Here is an 18,167-nt window from a genome sequence, read left to right as displayed (position 1 = left end):
TAGAAAAAATCCAAGAGAAATAAAAAATCATTCGGACACTTATGCTAAAATATCGCCACAGAAAATATCTCTTCTTCAACTGTCCGAATGAAACCGACAGAGGTGTCCGGATAAACCGTTATATGCAGTGTACCTGCTACGGCTGTTCACTCTAAAAGAGAACAAACCCATAATCTCATCAAGAAGTTCAGTGATAAATTCTAAAGCATCTTCATCTTTGCCGTAGGTTTCAAGGAGCGGAATTTTAAGTTCTAAGATACAGGAGAGTTCTGACTTTCATGGAGCGCTTAAAAAAGCTTTTGAATTTTCTCCGATGCCTCTAGATATTATTTACCAAGATAAGAGCAGTAGGGATATTCGTAAGAGAAATATAAGAGGCAAAGATGTAAAACCGCTTCATAATGACACATAATGTCTCAAAAATAGAGGATTTATTCAACAGTTATTAGGGCTTGCTCTGTCAAAGAGCAACTGCGCCTAAAATTGAGCCAAAGATAGTTTGATATTAAATAATTTTAGCTATTTTTTGAAAAACTTATGGTAAAAATTTTCTATCGTTCTTAGTTTTGTTCTGCTTATCGCCAAAGTTCCGCTCTCGACTCTGCTGCTTGTAACAGTTGTTCCTGCAGCTATCATAACGTTATCTTCTATTGTTACGGGTGCTACAAGCTGGCTGTCGCTTCCAATGAAAACATTTTTTCCGATGATTGTTTCATACTTTTTAATTCCGTCGTAGTTGCATGTAATAACTCCCGCACCGATGTTTGTTCCCTCATCAACAGTAGCATCGCCGATGTAGCTTAGATGCCCAGCTTTTACGCCTTTTAGTGTGGACTTTTTAACCTCGACAAAATTTCCGACATGCGTATCTTCAAGCAGCGAAGCAGGGCGAATGTGCGCCAAAGGACCAATGTCGGAGTTTTTAACTATGCTCTCCTCAATAATGCTGTGCGCTTTGATATGAGAGTTTATTATCTTAGAGTTTCCCGTTATACGGCATCCGTTTTCAACGATGCACTCGCCCTCAAATGTCACTCCCTCTTCTATGTAGATGGTTGATGGAAGCTGCATAATTACGCCTGACTCCATAAGAGATGTTTTGATTCTATCCTGCATAATCACCTCTGCATCTGAGAGGTCTTTTTTGGAGTTTATACCCTTGAAACGCTCCTCGTCAACCAGAAGCGGAGTGATGTTTAGACCATCGAACCTTGCCATAGAGATAACGTCCGTAAGGTAGTACTCTTTTTGCGCGTTGTTGTTGCTAAGCTGTGGGATGTATCTCTCCAGTATCTGCTTTGAAAAGGCGTATATTCCCGCATTTACGGTTGTGACATTGAGCTCAGCTGCCGAAGCGTCTTTTTGCTCGACGATTTTTTCAACATGTCCCTCTTTGATGATAACTCGTCCATATCCGTCTGGATTTTGCAAATCAAAAATCGACATGACTATATCGCTTTTGCTCTCTAGAAATCCCTCCAGAGAAACTGCCGTAACAAGAGGCATGTCTCCGTTTAGAACCAGCACTTTTTCATTTTTTACAGAGATGTTTTTCATAGCTCCGCCTGTTCCCGGGAAGTTGTCCGTGTCTTGAGTCACAAAGTTTATATCATCAAAGTATGAGCTCATAAGTTTTGTGACACTCTCTTTTTGATGTGCGACAACCACTGTAATATCATCGCTAATCTTACGTGAAGTTTTGATAATATAGTAGAGCATCTCCTTGCCACAGACGGTGTGCAAAACCTTCGCTTTAGGAGACTTCATGCGGCTCCCTTTTCCTGCGGCTAAAATTACGATACTTATTTTGTTTTTATTCATTTTCGCTCCTACTATCAAATCTCATATAATTTGAACAAGGTCCAAATTATATTCAGTCACTCGTCTGTTTTGTGCCATTTTTAAGCACAAAATAAAAGCTTTGCCTTGCGGCAAAAAAAGAGTTATTTGACTCTTTTGGTTAATTGTCAAAATTATACACTCTGCCGCTTATATTTGAAATTAAATTGAGAAAAATCCCCCTTTTAATGTAGAGGCTAATATTTTTTGTGGTATTATAAGCCCAATATTTTGTTATAAGGTATTTGAATGGATTTAGGTACGGTCATAGGTATTGTTTTAGTCTTCGCACTTCTGATGGGTGCTATGGCGATGGGTGTTGGAGTAGGTCCATATATTGATATTCCGTCTGTTCTTATTGTTGTAGGCGGCAGTATTGGCGCTCTGCTGATTTCATTTAAACCTGCACAGATGAAATCTTTTGTTAAAATTTTTATGATTGCCATCAAGCCTCCTGAAGAGAACAAACCAGAACTGATAAAAAAACTTGTACATTTTGCGACAAAGGCTAGAAAAGACGGTATCTTGGCGCTAGAGGGCGAAGTTAACGATGAGCAAAACGCATTTTTAAAAAAAGGTCTCTCCATGGCGATTGACGGCAACGAGCCTGATAACATAAGAGAGCTTTTAGAGATAGAGATGGACCAAACAAGTACTCGACACAAGGTGAACGGCTCTATATTTTCACAGTGGGCCGCACTTGCCGGAGCCATGGGTATGGTCGGGACACTTATAGGTCTTGTTGCGATGCTTTTAAATATGGCCGACCCTTCTGCAATTGGCCCGTCTATGGCGGTCGCCTTGCTAACAACGATGTACGGTGCGATTATCGGAAACATTCTGGGAACACCGATATCTATTATTCTGGGTATAAGAAGCGATGATGAAGTTTTGGTCAAGCAGATGATTCTTACCGGAATAATGTCAATCCAGTCTGGAGATGCTCCAAGAGCTTTGGAGGCAAAACTTCTAAGCTACCTTGCTCCTGCTGAGCGTGTGAGTCAGTTTCACTAATGGCTAAGAAAACTAAATGTCCACCATGTGAGAGATGCCTTCCAAATTGGCTAGCGGCATTTGGGGATTTGATGTCCCTTCTTTTATGCTTTTTCGTTCTGCTTCTCTCGATGTCGAGTATGGACGCGAAAAAAGTATCCGAAGCCATTGGTTCGCTATCTGGCGCTATGAGTGTTTTAGAGGGCGGCATAAAAACAGAGGTCTCTAAGAGACGTATACAGGAGTCTACCCCAATTGAGTCTACTGATGAGACGTCGGAGCAGGTAAATAGAATTACGGCGGCTATGAAAGAGATAAATGAGATGACGGCAGAAGGGCAAGGTCCCTCAGTATCTCTGGAGGAGGCACAGGATGGTTTTGTTATAGAGCTTCCGGCATCTTTGCTCTTTAAATCAGGAAGCGCAACCATTCAAAACGATGACGCATTGCTTTTTCTAAAAAGAATAGCACTTATTATCGGTGAACTTCCAAATGAGACATTAGTAAGTGTACGCGGACATACAGACAATGAAGGACCGAGTTCAAAAAGCCCATACAAAGACAATTGGGAACTCTCTTCGGCCAGAGCAATATCGGTTTTGCAAGAGCTTCTTCTTGATGGAGTTGATCCAAAACGCATAAGCGCTGCAGGGTATGGAGAGTTTTCTCCAAAAGCTACAAACGTTACCGAGAGCGGCAGAGAGAAAAATAGAAGGGTTGAACTGCACTTCTTTGGTGCAAATCCTGATGATAAAGATAAAGTCCAACAAACAGTTTTAGATAAGGCAGCAGACAAGTAATGTTTAGACTTTTTTTGTTGGTTGCCACTCTTGGCATGGCTTCTCTCTTTGGTGCCGAGAGCGTTACTATACCGACTATGAATTTTGAGCTATCGGCTCCGAACACCCCTCAGCAGCTGGTTAGTTCCCTGAATGTACTTGTTCTTTTAACACTGCTTTTCTTGGCGCCAAGCATGGTTCTTGTCATGACTACATTTACTAGATTTGTAATAGTCTTTGGCTTTTTACGCCAAGCTTTGGGTACACAGCAGGTTCCACCGACGCAGCTTCTTGTTATGCTTGCGATGATTTTGACATTTTTTGTTATGGAACCGGTCGGCACAAAAGCCTACGAAGAGGGTATTAAGCCATATATTGAAGAGAAAATCGGGTATGAAGAGGCGTTTGACAAAACTGCCATGCCGTTTAAAAATTTTATGATAAGAAACACAAGAGAGAAGGATTTGGCCCTCTTTTTTAGAATCAGAAAGATGGAAAATCCCACAACTGTTGCAGATGTTCCTCTCTCTATAATTATTCCAGCATTTGTAATTAGTGAGTTAAAGACGGCTTTTGAGATTGGATTTTTGCTATTTTTGCCGTTTTTGGTAATAGATATGGTTGTTGCCTCAATCCTTATGTCTATGGGTATGATGATGTTGCCGCCTATTATGATAGCGCTGCCCTTCAAGATACTTATTTTTATTCTTATAGACGGATGGAATTTGCTAATCGGCAATCTTATAGCTTCAATTAAATAGATAATAAAGTAGATAATGTGAATTGTAAATATTTTGGAAAGTGCGGTGCGTGCGTAGTCTATGAGGGTGGGTATGAGAAACAGCTCTTTTTAAAATCAGAGTTAAACAAAGAGAGGTTTAGCCCATTTTATAGTGGCGATATATCAATCTTTAGATCACCGCTTAGCCACTACCGCTCAAGAAGCGAGTTTAAGATATGGCACATTGATGAAAAGCTTTACTATGCGATGAATAGCATAGATAAAAGCGGTGTAGTTTTCATAGATGAGTGCCCTCAGGTAAGCGAGCCGATATTTGCTCTTATGCCAAAACTTTTAAAAGCTATAGAAGACAACTGTATAGGTTTTAAACTCTTTGGAGTTGATTTTTTAAGTTCACAGAGCGGTGAGATAGTTGTTTCACTTCTTTATCACAGAGCTTTGGACTCCGCTTGGAGAGATGTTGCGGCAAAAATTGCAGATGAGCTTGAGATATATATTATCGGACGCAGCAGAGGGCAAAAAGTAGTAATAAAACAGGACTATGTCACAGAGATTTTAAATGTTGGTGGCACGGAATTTAGATTCAACTATATAGAAAACAGCTTTACGCAGCCAAATTCCAAGGTTAATGAGCAGATGATTGGATGGGTGTTGAAAAATTTGTCTGATACACAGGGTGATTTGCTTGAACTATATTGCGGTGCAGGTAACTTTACTATACCATTTGCCAAGGAGTTTAGAAAAATTTTGGCAACAGAGATATCAAAATCCTCAATTAACGCTGCTAAAACTAACATGACTTTAAACGGTGTTGATAACATAGAATTTGTACGAATGAGCGTCGAAGATTTTGTTCAGGCGCTTGATGGCGTAAGAGCTTTTAATAGAATGAAAGATATAGATATCGACGCATATAAGATAAATACTATCTTTGTCGATCCTCCAAGAAGCGGAATGGATGAAGCTACATGTAGCTTTGTGGCAAGATATGAAAATATAATATATATATCATGCAATCCGGAGACACTTGTTAGAGATTTGGCTATTTTGTCTAAGACACACGATGTTTATGATATGGCGCTTTTTGATCAGTTTGCTTATACCCACCATGTAGAGATGGGTGTTAAACTCAGTAAAAAAAGGATAGCCTTGTGAAGATAGCACTTTTGATTTTAATAATATCTTCTTTTTTATACTCACAAAATATTCAAAAAAAAGAGTTGGCAGTAGAAAATGAGGAACTGGCAGAAAAAATTAAAATACTAGAAAAAATAGTATTTGAGCAAAGAATACTATTGAAATCCAAAGAAAATATAGATAAAAATCAATTTATTGACTCTACAGACAATCTAAACAGATACTCGTTTCCAAAACTTATGATGAAAGAAGAGTATCAAAAAAAACTTCCTGTTGCTGATGAGATTGTAGAGTTTAAACCAAGCCCGTTTCGCCTAAAAACAGACAGCATTATTTATGATGCGATTGACGGAAACAAGATTGACAAGTGGGAGAGGAGGAGATCTTTTACCTCAAGCGTAATGACAAACAGCTGGATTAAGATATCGGGCTATTTTGTAAAAAGAAAGTGGAAAAAAGCCGACGGCGAGATGTGGGTCAAGAGGGCTCAGGTTGTTAAAAGATAGCCGTAAATTTTTTTAATGATATAATACAAAAAAAATCAGAAGATGACATATGAAAAAAATATTAATTATTAGTGACGGTGAGGTTGCAGAACACTTTATAAAAAGGGTTATGGACACCTATACCAGTGAGAACATGTACTATGTCGTTCAAGCAAAATCTAAAAAAAATAAAAATGTAAATCAATCGCGTATGAAGTTTTATGAGTTTGACCCGACAAGTCTATATAAACTTGCAAACCTGCTGAAGATGGAGTTTACTCAGGCAATAATCATCATGGACAACCCTGCTGATGTCGAACATACGATAAAAAATATCAGAAGTATAAAAAAACAACTCCGCATTATAGTTTTAAACAAATGGAATCTCAAAAATGAGGACTCAAATATTGTTCTTATAAACTCAAAAGAGATTCTATCCTCAAGAATGCTAGATTATCTGCCAAACGTTCCCGTAATAGCTCAAAACGTCGGCATAGGCGAGGGCGAAATAATGGAGGTTTTGGTTCCGTTTGGAAGCTCGTTTGTCTATAAACATATTGGAGTTATTGAGCAAAAAGAGTGGCGAATTGTTGCGATATACAGAAACAGAAAACTTATTATGCCTAATCGCCGCAGGATGATTCAGCCAAACGACCTTCTGCTTTTAGTCGGGGAACCAGCTGTTTTAAAATCTGTTTACAGGGCAATCAAAAGAGAGCTAGGACAGTTTCCCGAACCATTTGGCTCAAATATCTACATCTATCTTGATATGGATTTGGTAAAACATAAGAGTGTTGTTAGTTTTATTGACAGGGCAATCTATGCGCATGAAAAATTTGGACACACTTTAATTATAAAAATAGTAAATCCAAGCGACATAGATATTATCTGGAAGATTAAAGAGTATAGGTCCGAAAATATTATCGTAGATATTGATTATGATATCCTCAGACAAAAAGAGAGATTTTTTAACGATATAAAAACTTTTTATGCAGGTTTAGTAGTAGTTCCAAATGAGATGTTTGACGATTGTAAAACCAGAGAGACGCTCTATCAGGCACATGTTCCTGTTTTAAAACTCTCCGAGAATAAATTCTCATCCGTAAAAGATGCCTCAATAATACTAAGCGAAAACCGTGATTTGGAAAAAATCTCGTCTACTATTTTTGACATATCTGAACAAATGAGCCTAAACATTGAGCTTTACAACTATCTCAACGAACATCAAGACGCAAAAGAGCAGGTTATTGAGCACTATTATAATCTATCCACCATTTTTTCAAAGAGTATCAAGGTAATAAAAGAGAGTGAAAATCCAATTAAAAAACTCAAAAAGAAAGAAGATTTTCTTCAAATTCTGCCTTTTACAAAAAAATTGACAAAAAGAAAAATTTATTCGTTTTTTTCAACGGACAGTGAGCGCCTTTACCATAAACTTGACGATAAACATCAGATTTTTATTCCGGTGCAGATTTAGGGCAGCCAATTTAGCCGCTTTTTACCATTTTTAAAGTATTATATATCCACTTATTTAATTAAATTTTTTGGACAAATAATGCAAGTACACATAGAGCTTAAAAAAGTTGTAGACGACTCATACGATATAACGATAGGCACTCTTCCTAAGATACATTTTGATACGAAAGTTGCGGTTGTTACGAACTCTACTGTTTCAAAACTTCATCTTGATTATCTCTTGGATAAAATCAGCGCAAAAGAGTTACATGTAATAACTTTAAAAGATGGTGAAGAGTACAAAAATCAGGAGAGTATCGATACTATCCTTAACTCTCTTTTTGAACACCGTTTTAACCGTAAATCGATGCTTATAGCCTTTGGCGGAGGCGTTATTGGCGACATGACCGGATATGCGGCGAGTATATACCAAAGAGGGATTAATTTTGTGCAGATACCGACAACTCTGCTTTCTCAGGTTGATGCGAGTGTCGGGGGAAAAACTGGGTTTAACAACAAGTACGGAAAAAATCTCATCGGCGCATTTCATCAGCCCAAGGCCGTATATATCGACCCATACTTTTTAACAACGCTTCCTAACAGAGAGTTTGGCGCGGGAGTTGCAGAGATAGTAAAAATGGCCGTGACATTTAATAGAGAGTTTTTTGAGTTTTTGGAAGTTGCTGATTTGAACAATCCGCAAGTTCTTCAAGACACAATAAAACAGGCTGTTCAAACCAAGGCAAATGTTGTCTCTCAGGATGAGAAAGAGCAGGGTTTAAGAGCCGCTCTTAATTACGGGCATACATTTGGACATGTGATAGAGAACGAAACAGGGTACAAAAAGTATCTACACGGAGAAGCTGTTGCAATCGGAATTGTTATGGCAAATGAGATGGCAATCAAGATGAATCTTATGAGCGAGAAAGAGGCGCTTAAAGTTAAGGCACTTTTACAAAAATACAATTTACCTGTAAATTATGAGATAGAGGATGTAAAGAAGTTTTACGAAGCTTTCTTTTTGGACAAAAAGAGTTCCGACTCCGCAATAACTTTTATTCTTCCTCTGGGCATAGGCGAAGTCGTTATTACCGATAGTGTCGATACGGCGACAGTAATGTGCGTTTTAAATAAATTTGGAAAAGCGCAATGAAAAAAATATTTTTCTATCTCTTGCTTACTTCATCGCTTATTTTTGCAGAGAGCCTAAAAGCTGCACAAAAAGTAAGCGCAGAAGAGCTTGAGCTCGCTAGAGTTACTCAAGAAAATATAAATATAGAGAAGATTGCGCTATATCTCTCTGAGCTTAAAAGCATAGAAGAAAAAATAGCAAAAAAAGACAGTGTCTGGATTAAGAGTTACGCTTCGTATCTTACATCCCTGGAGGTTAGAGAGAGCCTTGAAGAGATAATAAAAAGAATTGAGCATCTGCAGAAAAAGAGGGATAAAAATCTTAGCGAGATGGATGAGTTAAGCGCTCTGGTTGCAAGAGAGAAGATACTTGAATCACAGATTGAGAAGTTGAAGAAAAAAGACAGCTCTCCGTTTTCAACGCTCTTAACGCCTCCAAATATAGACGAAATACCGTCTGTTACGAACCCATTTGATATATTTGTCGGAATTTCACATATCAAAACTCTTGATAAAGGCTTTAGCGACTATATTTTGAAAAAAAATGAGTTGGCTGAGATTATCTCACTGCTAAAGAGCGAGATAAATATCTATAGCCATATAGAGGCTATAGATATTGAGCACAAATATAAAGAGAAGCTAGAGACTAAAACAAAGCAACTCGAGAGATTTGAATCAGCACTGGATACCATGAAGGTTACGGCTGACGTGTATGAAAAAAGACTTGATATCATAGAGATAAATATCGACAAAGATATTGAGTCTCAGATAGTTAAATTGGTAAAAATTACCGTTATAGTTTTGGTTGTATTTGTCTTTTTCTTTTTGGTGAAGCTTTTTGTTAAAAAATATATAACCGACAATGAGCGCTTCTATATGGCAAACAAGGTTATTACTTTTGCAAATTTCACGCTGATTATATTGATTCTGTTTTTCAGCTACATAGAAAACGTAAGCTATCTTGTTACAATACTGGGGTTTGCCTCTGCCGGTATAGCGATTGCCATGAAAGACTGGTTTATGAGCATACTCGGCTGGCTTGTAATAGTTTTTGGCGGAAGCATACATGTGGGAGACAGAATACGAGTAGATATGGACGGCATGACTTATGTGGGAGATGTTATGGATATATCTCTTCTTAGAATGACAATATTAGAGGATATTACTCTAACTACTGTTTTGGAGAACAGAAGAGCCGGAAGAATTATTTTTATACCAAACAACTATGTCTTTACGAGGATGATAGCAAATTACACACACAGTTCACTAAAAACTGTGTGGGACGGTGTTGACATAACAATCACATACGACTCAAACCATAAAAAAGCAATCCATCTTGCCAAAGAGATAACAAAAAAGTTCTCAAAGGGCTACACCGATATAACCAGAAAACAGCTCAATAAATTAAGGAGCAACTACAGTCTTAAAAACAGCAACGTGGAGCCTAGGATTTTCTCTTTTATTGAAACAAACGGCATTAAGATAAGCTCTTGGTATCTTACGAATGCCTATGCGACACTAACCCTAAGAAGCGTGATTTCTACCGAGATTGTTGATGCATTTTTAGCAGAGGATGATATAACCATAGCATACCCTACGCAGATGCTGCACCTAGAACAGAGTGCTAAAAAAACTCCGCCATTTGCAACCGAGGAAGTGGTGTAGATGAAGAAAAAAATATTTTTTAAAACTTTCGGGTGCAGAACAAATCTTTATGACTCTCAAGTCATGATGAGCGCCACAAAAGAGTATATTGTTACCGAAGATGAGAGCGAGGCTGACGTTATAGTCGTAAACTCATGCACAGTGACAAACGGGGCAGATTCGCATGTCCGCTCATATATCTCACATGTAGAAAACAGTGGCGGAGCAAAAATATTTTTAACAGGCTGCGGCGCGCATACAAAAGGCGAGAAACTTCTTGAACAGGGACGTGTTTCAGGCGTATTTGGTCAGAGTGAGAAGCTTAAGATTGATGAGATGTTAAGCAAAGAGGAGCCTTTTTACGAACCGGGTGATTTAAACCACATAGACGAGAGCGTTGTAGATGATTTTATTGGTAAGAGCAGGGCGTTTATAAAGATTCAAGAGGGGTGCAACTTTCGCTGCTCCTACTGCATTATCCCTTATGTTCGCGGCGATGCAAGAAGCATGGATGAAGAGAAGATTCTTGAGCAGATAAGCAGACTCGGTGCAAACGGTTTCGGAGAGTTTATATTAACCGGAACAAACGTCGGAAGCTATGGACAAAAGAGCGGCAGTTCTATTGCCTCTTTGATGAAAAAGATTTCGCAAATCCGCGGTGTCAGACGTATAAGACTCGGAAGCGTAGAGCCAATACAGATAACGGATGAGTTTAAAGAGATTTTAGATGAACCGTGGTTGGAGCGTCATCTTCATATTGCACTTCAGCACACTTCGCCTAAGATGCTTAAATTTATGAATAGAAGAAATGTCTACAAACAAGACAGAGAGCTTTTTGAGCTTCTTGCAAGCAAGGGTTTTGCGATAGGAACGGATTTTATCACAGGACATCCTGGAGAGAGCCGTGAGATTTGGGACGAGGCCATGAGAAACGTAAAAGAGCTTCCGCTTACACATCTGCACGCCTTTACATACTCTAAGCGCGACGGTACACCATCAGCCACAATGAAACCGGAAGTCGGCGGCAAAGTGGCAAAAGAGAGACTCCATGAACTTGAAGATGTTGTAAAAGCTAAGAACTATGAGTTTAGAAAAGCGTTTGGCGGCGAGCTTGATGTTCTGATTGAGAGCCAAAAAGATAACTACTATGTCGGATATGATCAGCATTTTAATAAAATTATGATTGAATCAGATGAAGATTTGGTAGGAAACTGGGTTAAAATAAGTGATTATGAAGCAAAAGAGGAGTTCAACCATGGTAGAGTCTAAGACAAACAGAGTTGCCCTTTACGCATCGGCCTTTTTAATTGTTATACTTGTTCTCTTTGCTATTTTAAGAGACAACTCTGAGGCGATATCGCTTAAAGACGCAACTGCTATTTTGGAGAACCGCACAGTTAAGAGTGTGGTTGCTTCAAAATATTTTATATATCTCAAAACAGACAAAGAGGTTTATAAAATCGCATCCTCACAGCTTTCCCCAAATATGCTTGCAGAGTATGAGGTAAAGGTAAAAAATAGCTCAAACGCAGTTATCTATATCCTCTTTTTTATTCTCTTTATAGGGCTTGGCACGCTTGCGTTTAGATGGCTCCAAAAAAACAGAGTTTTTAATATAGAGAGGACAAGTGAGGGTAGATTTAAATCATCTCTTGAACACTCACAGCCCATAGAGTCTATAAAAAGCGACGTTACATTTAGCGATATCGGCGGGATAAGTGACGTAAAAATAGAGCTCGAAGAGATTATCGACTTTATGAAAAAGCCAAAACGCTACAAGAGTTTCGGTGCGAGAATGCCACGCGGCGTTCTTTTAGTGGGACCTCCTGGAGTTGGAAAAACCATGATAGCTAAAGCGGTTGCAAATGCTGCAGGTGTGCCGTTTTACTATCAGAGCGGTGCATCTTTTGTGCAGATATACGTTGGTATGGGTGCTAAAAGGGTTCATGAGCTTTTTATAGCTGCCAAAAACAACTCTCCGTCTATAATCTTTATCGACGAGATTGATGCAGTCGGTAAAAAAAGGGACGGACAGAGAAGTGATGAGAGAGAAGCGACACTAAATCAGCTCCTCACTGAAATGGACGGTTTTGAGAACTCAAGCGGCGTTATCGTCATAGCGGCTACAAACAAAATAGACGTCTTAGACTCGGCACTTCTTCGTGCAGGAAGGTTTGACAGAAGAGTATTTGTCGAACTTCCTACCAAAAAAGAGAGAGCTTCCATCCTCTTGAAATACTTGGGCAAAGTTCCAAATGACGTGGATGTAAATGCAATAGCAAACATGACCGTAGGATTTAACGGAGCATCACTCGCGGCTCTTGTAAACGAGGCGTCCCTTCTTGCTATAAGAGGGCACGATTTTCAAGTTACCATAGAGCATTTTCACAATGTAAAAGACAAGGTAATGTTTGGAAAGAAAAAGCTACAGATGCTGAGTGAGCTTCAAAAACGCTATCGCGTTACGTATCAGGCGGCAAAGGTAATCTGCGCAACATATTTTGACCTCCCCTTTGAGAAATTGTTGCTCTCAAACGAGAAACTTACCCCATCAACTGACGAGCCTCTTATTAAACATGAGCTTGAATCAAGAGTTAAAATGCTCTTGGCAGGAATAGTTGCATGTAATATCAAGTATAACGAACATGCAAGCAGCGCTAAGAGCGATTTGGACGAGGCAAAAGAGATAGTCGTGAAGATGATTGGAGAGTACGGAATGGGTTCGTCTCTCATCCCTACAGAGCATGAAAAAGAGATTTTGATGAAGAAGCTTTATGATGAGACTAGAAATCTTTTAGAGTCTCTGCAGAGCGTTACGAAATATGTAGAAGAGGTCTTAAACGAAAGAGAGAGCATTACTAAGGCGGATGTTAAAAAGAAACTAGATGAAGTTTTATAGCGGTTTTTCTCTTAATGGCGAAGATCACTATTTTAGTGATTACATAAACAGAAGTGATTACTCTGTATGTGGATTTAGCTACGGAGCTATAAAAGCATTTGAAGATGTAAAAGAGCAGCTGGAGCTTAAAAAAAGAGTGGACACATTGCAGCTTTTCTCTCCTGCCTTTTTTCAGACCAAAGATGAGAAGTTTAAGAAGCTTCAACTGCTTGGATATAGAAAAAACAGAGATACTTACTTAAAAGAGTTTATAGTGTCATGTTTTTTGCCGCATGAGAAAAAGATAGTTGAACATAGCCAAGAGAGAGTAGAAGAGCTTGAAGAGCTGCTGAACTATAAGTGGAACATAGATGAACTCAAAACTGTCGCAAACAGAGGCGTAAAGATAGAGGTTTATCTGGGCGGTAAAGACAGAATTATAGATGTCAAGAGTGCAAAAGAGTTTTTCTTGGAAGTTGCTACGGTGACATACATGAGAGAAGCAAACCATTTTTTATTCACTAACTGATGTTACACACTAAAACGAACACGTCCGTTTTAGTGGCAGGGACAGATGTCCCTACAACCCCCTAAAGCTACGAAAAACTTTGTTTTTCGAGAATTACAATGTGTTTTAGATACTTTTATGAAAAGTACGTAAGGTAAATAACTAACTAGGAGAATGTATATGAGCAAGATAAAAATAGGCGTTATAACAGCAAGTGACAGAGCAAGCAAAGGGATATATGAAGATATCTCTGGAGTGGCTATCCAAGATACTATGAAAGATTATTTAAAAAGCGAGTTTGAGATAGTATACAGATGTATCCCAGACGAGCAGGATATGATAGAACACACCATGATAGAGCTTTGCGATAGCGAGGAGTGCTGTTTGGTAGTTACTACGGGCGGAACAGGTCCTGCACTTCGTGACGTAACTCCTGAAGCAACTGAGAATGTATGTCAAAAGATGATGCCTGGATTTGGCGAGCTTATGCGTCAGGTAAGCCTGCAGTATGTGCCGACTGCTATTTTATCTCGCCAGAGTGCTGGTATCAGAGGCAAAAGCCTTATCATAAATCTGCCTGGAAAACCGAAGTCTATAAGAGAGTGTCTTGATGCGGTATTTCCTGCCGTGCCGTACTGTATAGACCTTATAGAAGGTCCTTATATCGAGACAAATGAGGATATTATAAAGGCTTTTAGACCGAAGGCTAAGTAGAGTCTTGGCTACCCAGCCAACTTTGGTGCCTTTTTTTCTATCTTTTAGCCAAAAGGAGTAGACCGACAAAAAAACTCGCAGCGCCGGCAATGTAATAAGTCATCACTTTGTCTGTATCTGAGCCTGTAACAGCCTGTGTTACCTGTGAACCGACAGAGGTAGATAGTTGATATCCCCACACTGCAACTCCAATACCTATAACCACGAGAATAATTCCTGCAACCCTAATTGTACTTCCTGAACCTGCTGCCATAATAAACTCCTATAGTTTAATAAAACAAAATGTTTGCACTCTTAAGAGCTAACTATTTATTTTACAAATATTGTATCCCAATTTACTCAAAAAGAATAATTGCTAGTTTACGTCTATCTCATCTTCGCTAATCATTTTCATAAATAACTCCACCGAACTTGGCTCAAGATGAGTTCCTGAGAGCGATTTGATATATCCAATCACTTTCTCTGCCGTCCAGCTTTTACGATACGGGCGGTCAGAGCGTAGGGCGTCCCATATATCTACAACAGCGAAAAGGCGGGCAGCTAGTGGAATTTGCTCGCCTTTTAGTCCGCGTGGATAACCGCTTCCGTCCCATTTTTCATGGTGGCAATACGGTATGTCTAGCGCGGGGCGTAAATAGGCAATTGGTGAGAGTAATTTAAAGGCAAAAAAGGGATGTTTTCTCATAATAATCCACTCTTCCTCACTCAACTTATCAGGTTTGAGGAGGATATTGTCAGGTATGCCCATCTTACCAATGTCATGTAAAAGGGCACCACGCCGCACGTGTACTAATTCCGCTTCATTTACTCCCGCCATTTTTGCAAGTTTTATAGTCATCTCGGTCACGCGCTGGCTGTGACCCTCTGTTTCATTATCGCGCAAATCCAGCGCGCGTGACCAGCCCTCAAGAGTAGAATCATACGCATTGAATAACTCTCTGTTGGCGTTTTGTAATTTAGTAAGGTTAGTGGCACTATCTACGGCAATGGCAGCTTGACCGGCTAATATCTCCAAAAAATTCAGCCAATCTTGGTCTGGTGTGAACGGTAATCGATGAAATACTTCCAGTACACCCCGAACTTCACCTTTAAAAATGATTGGGGCCCTGAAGTATGTGACAAATCCTTCATTAGCCAGAAGTGAGGTGTGAGCAAATTCCGTACTGTTCTCAGCTAAATTAGTTACGCTCACTATAGCTTCTTCCAACTCGGTATGCCCGCCGATTCCCTCACCTAGTCGCAGGCGTGAATGCTCAATGGATTTACTGCGAAAACCAATGCCGGCAGCAAATTCTAATATTTGAGAGTATGGACTAAGCAATAGTATCGCGGCAGCATCTACCTTTAACTCGGATTTGGCTTGCTCAAGTACAACATGTAAAGTCAAATCCAAGTCTTGACTGCCTAAGATGGCTCTGTCAATTTTTTGCAGTGCTTGAATATTTTGTAGCTGACTGACAATATTTTCGTTGGCAATGGCTAGTTCGTCTGCTCGTTTCTCTTTCTCTTCATTTTGAAAAGCAAGTTCTTTGTTTGCAATGATTAGTTCGTCTGCTCGTTTCTCTTTCTCTTGATTTTGATTGTGCAGAGAATTTGTGTGCTTTGGCATAGTGGGCATTCCTCCAAGTTTCACTTATTTTCAACTAGTGACTTCACATATAAGTGGGATAACTATATCATTCATTTAATATTCTATCTGAATTTACTCAAAAAGAATACTAATGTGTAATTTCATATGGGCGTAATTTTAAAGTTACAAAGTTGTGCCATTTTATCATTTTTATCAATCGAAATATTTTCTTGATTTTGTATATTGGTGAAAAATAGAGTACAATGATTGTAAGTTGATATTTAATAATAATATACGAGGTGATTACGATGAGCATCCAAGATATCCGTATAGCACAATCGCAGGCAACAGAAGCTAAAAAAGCTGTAGAGGAGTTTCATAAAGGGGTGATACAGCCAAGCATTGAACTTGTACTTTTTTTTTGTTCCAGTGAATATGACCTAGATATAATTGCAGCGGAAATGAACCGCCTTTTTGCCGGAATCCAAGTAGTGGGCTGCACCACGGCAGGAGAAACAGGACCGGCAGGTTATCTTACCCATAGCCTAACAGGAGCAAGTTTTCCATCCAGCAGTTTTACAGCCGTCAGCGGGCTGCTGAATCATTTAAACCAGTTTGATATTACCCATGGGCACAACTTTGCCCAAACTCTGTTACAGCAGCTTGAAAGCAAAAGTCCGAGAGCAAATGAGAATAACAGCTTCGCATTTATGTTGATTGACGGATTGTCTTTGCGGGAGGAGCTGGTGGCACATGCCTTGCAGTATGCGTTGGGGAAGATAGCGCTATTTGGCGGTTCTGCAGGTGATGATATGAAATTTGAAAAGACACATGTATACAGCAACGGCCATTTCCACTCCGACAGTGTGGTGTTGATGTTAATCACCACCTCTTTACCCTTCACGATATTTAAGACCCAACACTTTATTTCCACTGATGAACGTCTGGTAGTTACAGAGGCAGACAGTGCAAGACGTATCGTCAAGGAGATTAACGGACTGCCTGCTGCACAAGAGTATGCAAGGTTGGTTGGTGTTGATATCCATGAACTCAGTCCCATGCGTTTTGCCGCTTCGCCTGTTGTGGTGATGATAGACGGTACCGACTATGTGCGCTCTATCCAGAAAGTCAATCCCGACGGCAGTCTGACTTTTTATTGTGCTATTGAAGAGGGAGTAGTGCTTAGGGTAGCATACGGTGTTGGTCTGGTCAATAATCTGGAGCAGACTTTTGAGAAAATTCACGAAGATGTGGGGGAGCCTAAACTCGTCATCGGCTGTGACTGTATTCTGCGCAATTTGGAAATCTCGCAGAGCGGATTAAAAGATCAAGTCGGAGAAATTTTCAAAAGCAACAGTACTATAGGGTTTAGAAGCTACGGCGAACAGTTTCATGGGGTACATGTCAACCAGACTCTCACTGGGATTGCCATCGGTACTTCACCCAAGTCAGCTACGGTGACAGACGATGTCTAAAAAGGGTTCCGGTACAAACGAAGAGAGTATGCAGCTTGAAATCACACGTCTAAATAAAATTATTAGGGCACTGATGAACCGTGCCGAACTAAATATAAGCATGGAGGAATCTGACTTTAATCTGTTCCAAACCGCGATTACCCTTGAAGATCAGATACGTCGTCGTACCGAAGAGCTAGAAGCTGCACTGGCTGAAAATGAGAAAATAACCCGTGCCTTGCGTGAAAGTGAAAACAGTATTCGCAACTTTGCCTACTATGACACCTTGACGCAACTCCCCAATCGCCGCCTGCTAAATGACCGTTTGGGACAAGCGATGAGTGGGAGTAAGCGGAGCGGGCGTTACGGTGCAGTTATGTTTATGGATTTGGACAACTTTAAACTGCTCAACGATACTCACGGACACGATATGGGAGATTTGCTTCTCATAGAAGTTGGTCGTCGTATCACTATGTGTGTCCGCGAAATGGATACAGTCGCACGTTTTGGCGGTGATGAATTCGTAGTGATGCTCAGTGAGCTGGATGTGGATAAAGAACGCTCTATTACTCAAGCCGGCATTGTAGCCGAAAAAATTCGAGCCTCATTGGCGGAGCCTTTTTTACTGACATGCACACAAAAAGAGGGCAAAGAAGGTACGATAGAACACCATTGTACGGTAAGTATCGGCGTAGTGCTGTTCGTTAAGCACGAAAACAGCTCCGAAGAGATTTTTAAATACGCCGATATTGCGATGTACCAAGCAAAAGAAAATGGACGCAATAGAGTCTATTTTTCTGAACATATCCCGCATATAACAACAAACGCCTAAAAAGCT

The 18,167-nt window shown here is 39.8% G+C and carries 17 protein-coding genes; 14 read left to right on the top strand and 3 right to left on the bottom strand.

Translation table 11 applies throughout. From position 1 onward, the window contains the following. Positions 1 to 519: 519 nt before the first annotated feature. The gene (glmU, locus tag K0A91_RS01250) at positions 520 to 1,821 is read right to left on the bottom strand and encodes a bifunctional UDP-N-acetylglucosamine diphosphorylase/glucosamine-1-phosphate N-acetyltransferase GlmU (RefSeq protein WP_295007353.1); all 1,302 of its coding nucleotides are present in this window, start codon (positions 1,819 to 1,821) and stop codon (positions 520 to 522) included. Between the two features lie 267 nt (positions 1,822 to 2,088). On the opposite strand from glmU, the gene K0A91_RS01245 reads away from it, so the two are divergent. From K0A91_RS01245 to mog, 12 genes are all read left to right on the top strand, one after another. Further along, positions 2,089 to 2,853, top strand: a complete 765-nt coding sequence (locus K0A91_RS01245) for a motility protein A (protein WP_295007351.1) — start codon at positions 2,089 to 2,091, stop codon at positions 2,851 to 2,853. After that, the gene (locus tag K0A91_RS01240; protein WP_295007349.1) at positions 2,853 to 3,632 is read left to right on the top strand and encodes a flagellar motor protein MotB; all 780 of its coding nucleotides are present in this window, start codon (positions 2,853 to 2,855) and stop codon (positions 3,630 to 3,632) included. The genes K0A91_RS01245 and K0A91_RS01240 overlap by 1 nt, the downstream gene beginning before the upstream one ends. After that, on the top strand, positions 3,632 to 4,372 hold the full coding sequence (gene fliP / locus K0A91_RS01235) for a flagellar type III secretion system pore protein FliP (RefSeq protein ID WP_295007347.1): 741 nt from the start codon (positions 3,632 to 3,634) through the stop codon (positions 4,370 to 4,372). The genes K0A91_RS01240 and fliP overlap by 1 nt, the downstream gene beginning before the upstream one ends. A 17-nt stretch (positions 4,373 to 4,389) precedes the next feature. After that, positions 4,390 to 5,508, top strand: coding sequence for a tRNA (uridine(54)-C5)-methyltransferase TrmA (trmA, locus tag K0A91_RS01230; protein ID WP_295007345.1), 1,119 nt, complete (start codon positions 4,390 to 4,392; stop codon positions 5,506 to 5,508). Beyond that, positions 5,505 to 5,996: a hypothetical protein gene (locus K0A91_RS01225; protein ID WP_295007343.1), complete on the top strand. Its 492-nt coding sequence runs from the start codon at positions 5,505 to 5,507 to the stop codon at positions 5,994 to 5,996. Before trmA ends, K0A91_RS01225 begins: the two co-directional genes overlap by 4 nt. A 49-nt stretch (positions 5,997 to 6,045) precedes the next feature. Further along, positions 6,046 to 7,452, top strand: a complete 1,407-nt coding sequence (locus K0A91_RS01220) for a TrkA C-terminal domain-containing protein (protein ID WP_295007341.1) — start codon at positions 6,046 to 6,048, stop codon at positions 7,450 to 7,452. 78 nt (positions 7,453 to 7,530) lie between these two features. Then, positions 7,531 to 8,583, top strand: coding sequence for a 3-dehydroquinate synthase (gene aroB, locus K0A91_RS01215; protein ID WP_295007339.1), 1,053 nt, complete (start codon positions 7,531 to 7,533; stop codon positions 8,581 to 8,583). Next, complete coding sequence (locus K0A91_RS01210; protein WP_295007337.1) at positions 8,580 to 10,226, top strand: mechanosensitive ion channel domain-containing protein; 1,647 nt, start codon at positions 8,580 to 8,582, stop codon at positions 10,224 to 10,226. Before aroB ends, K0A91_RS01210 begins: the two co-directional genes overlap by 4 nt. Next, entirely contained in the window at positions 10,227 to 11,474 is a 1,248-nt protein-coding gene (gene mtaB / locus K0A91_RS01205; RefSeq protein WP_295007335.1) for a tRNA (N(6)-L-threonylcarbamoyladenosine(37)-C(2))-methylthiotransferase MtaB, read from the top strand. It begins immediately after the preceding gene. Then, a complete protein-coding gene (locus tag K0A91_RS01200) occupies positions 11,461 to 13,104 on the top strand; it encodes an ATP-dependent metallopeptidase FtsH/Yme1/Tma family protein (RefSeq protein ID WP_295007333.1) in 1,644 nt (547 codons plus the stop codon). Before mtaB ends, K0A91_RS01200 begins: the two co-directional genes overlap by 14 nt. Next, on the top strand, positions 13,091 to 13,612 hold the full coding sequence (bioV, locus tag K0A91_RS01195) for a pimelyl-ACP methyl ester esterase BioV (protein ID WP_295007330.1): 522 nt from the start codon (positions 13,091 to 13,093) through the stop codon (positions 13,610 to 13,612). The genes K0A91_RS01200 and bioV overlap by 14 nt, the downstream gene beginning before the upstream one ends. Before the next feature lie 159 nt (positions 13,613 to 13,771). Next, positions 13,772 to 14,305, top strand: coding sequence for a molybdopterin adenylyltransferase (gene mog, locus K0A91_RS01190; RefSeq protein WP_295007328.1), 534 nt, complete (start codon positions 13,772 to 13,774; stop codon positions 14,303 to 14,305). Between the two features lie 37 nt (positions 14,306 to 14,342). On the opposite strand, the gene K0A91_RS01185 is transcribed toward mog, so the two are convergent. Both K0A91_RS01185 and K0A91_RS01180 read right to left on the bottom strand, forming a co-directional pair. Continuing rightward, positions 14,343 to 14,558, bottom strand: coding sequence for a DUF3185 family protein (locus tag K0A91_RS01185; RefSeq protein WP_295007326.1), 216 nt, complete (start codon positions 14,556 to 14,558; stop codon positions 14,343 to 14,345). A 102-nt stretch (positions 14,559 to 14,660) separates the two neighbouring features. Then, positions 14,661 to 15,914 carry an HD domain-containing phosphohydrolase gene (locus K0A91_RS01180; RefSeq protein ID WP_295007324.1) on the bottom strand — a complete coding sequence of 418 codons (1,254 nt, stop codon included), beginning with the start codon at positions 15,912 to 15,914 and terminating at the stop codon, positions 14,661 to 14,663. A gap of 269 nt (positions 15,915 to 16,183) precedes the next feature. Here K0A91_RS01180 and nosP point away from each other — a divergent pair, with 269 nt between their 5' ends. Beyond that, positions 16,184 to 17,350, top strand: a complete 1,167-nt coding sequence (nosP, locus tag K0A91_RS01175; RefSeq protein ID WP_295007322.1) for a nitric oxide-sensing protein NosP — start codon at positions 16,184 to 16,186, stop codon at positions 17,348 to 17,350. A gap of 217 nt (positions 17,351 to 17,567) precedes the next feature. Further along, positions 17,568 to 18,161: a GGDEF domain-containing protein gene (locus K0A91_RS01170; RefSeq protein ID WP_295007320.1), complete on the top strand. Its 594-nt coding sequence runs from the start codon at positions 17,568 to 17,570 to the stop codon at positions 18,159 to 18,161. Positions 18,162 to 18,167 lie beyond the last annotated feature (6 nt).

This window comes from Sulfurimonas sp. (assembly GCF_019429335.1).
In the GTDB taxonomy this organism is placed as follows: Bacteria; Campylobacterota; Campylobacteria; order Campylobacterales; family Sulfurimonadaceae; genus Sulfurimonas.
This window is presented reverse-complemented; position numbering and strand designations above follow the sequence as displayed.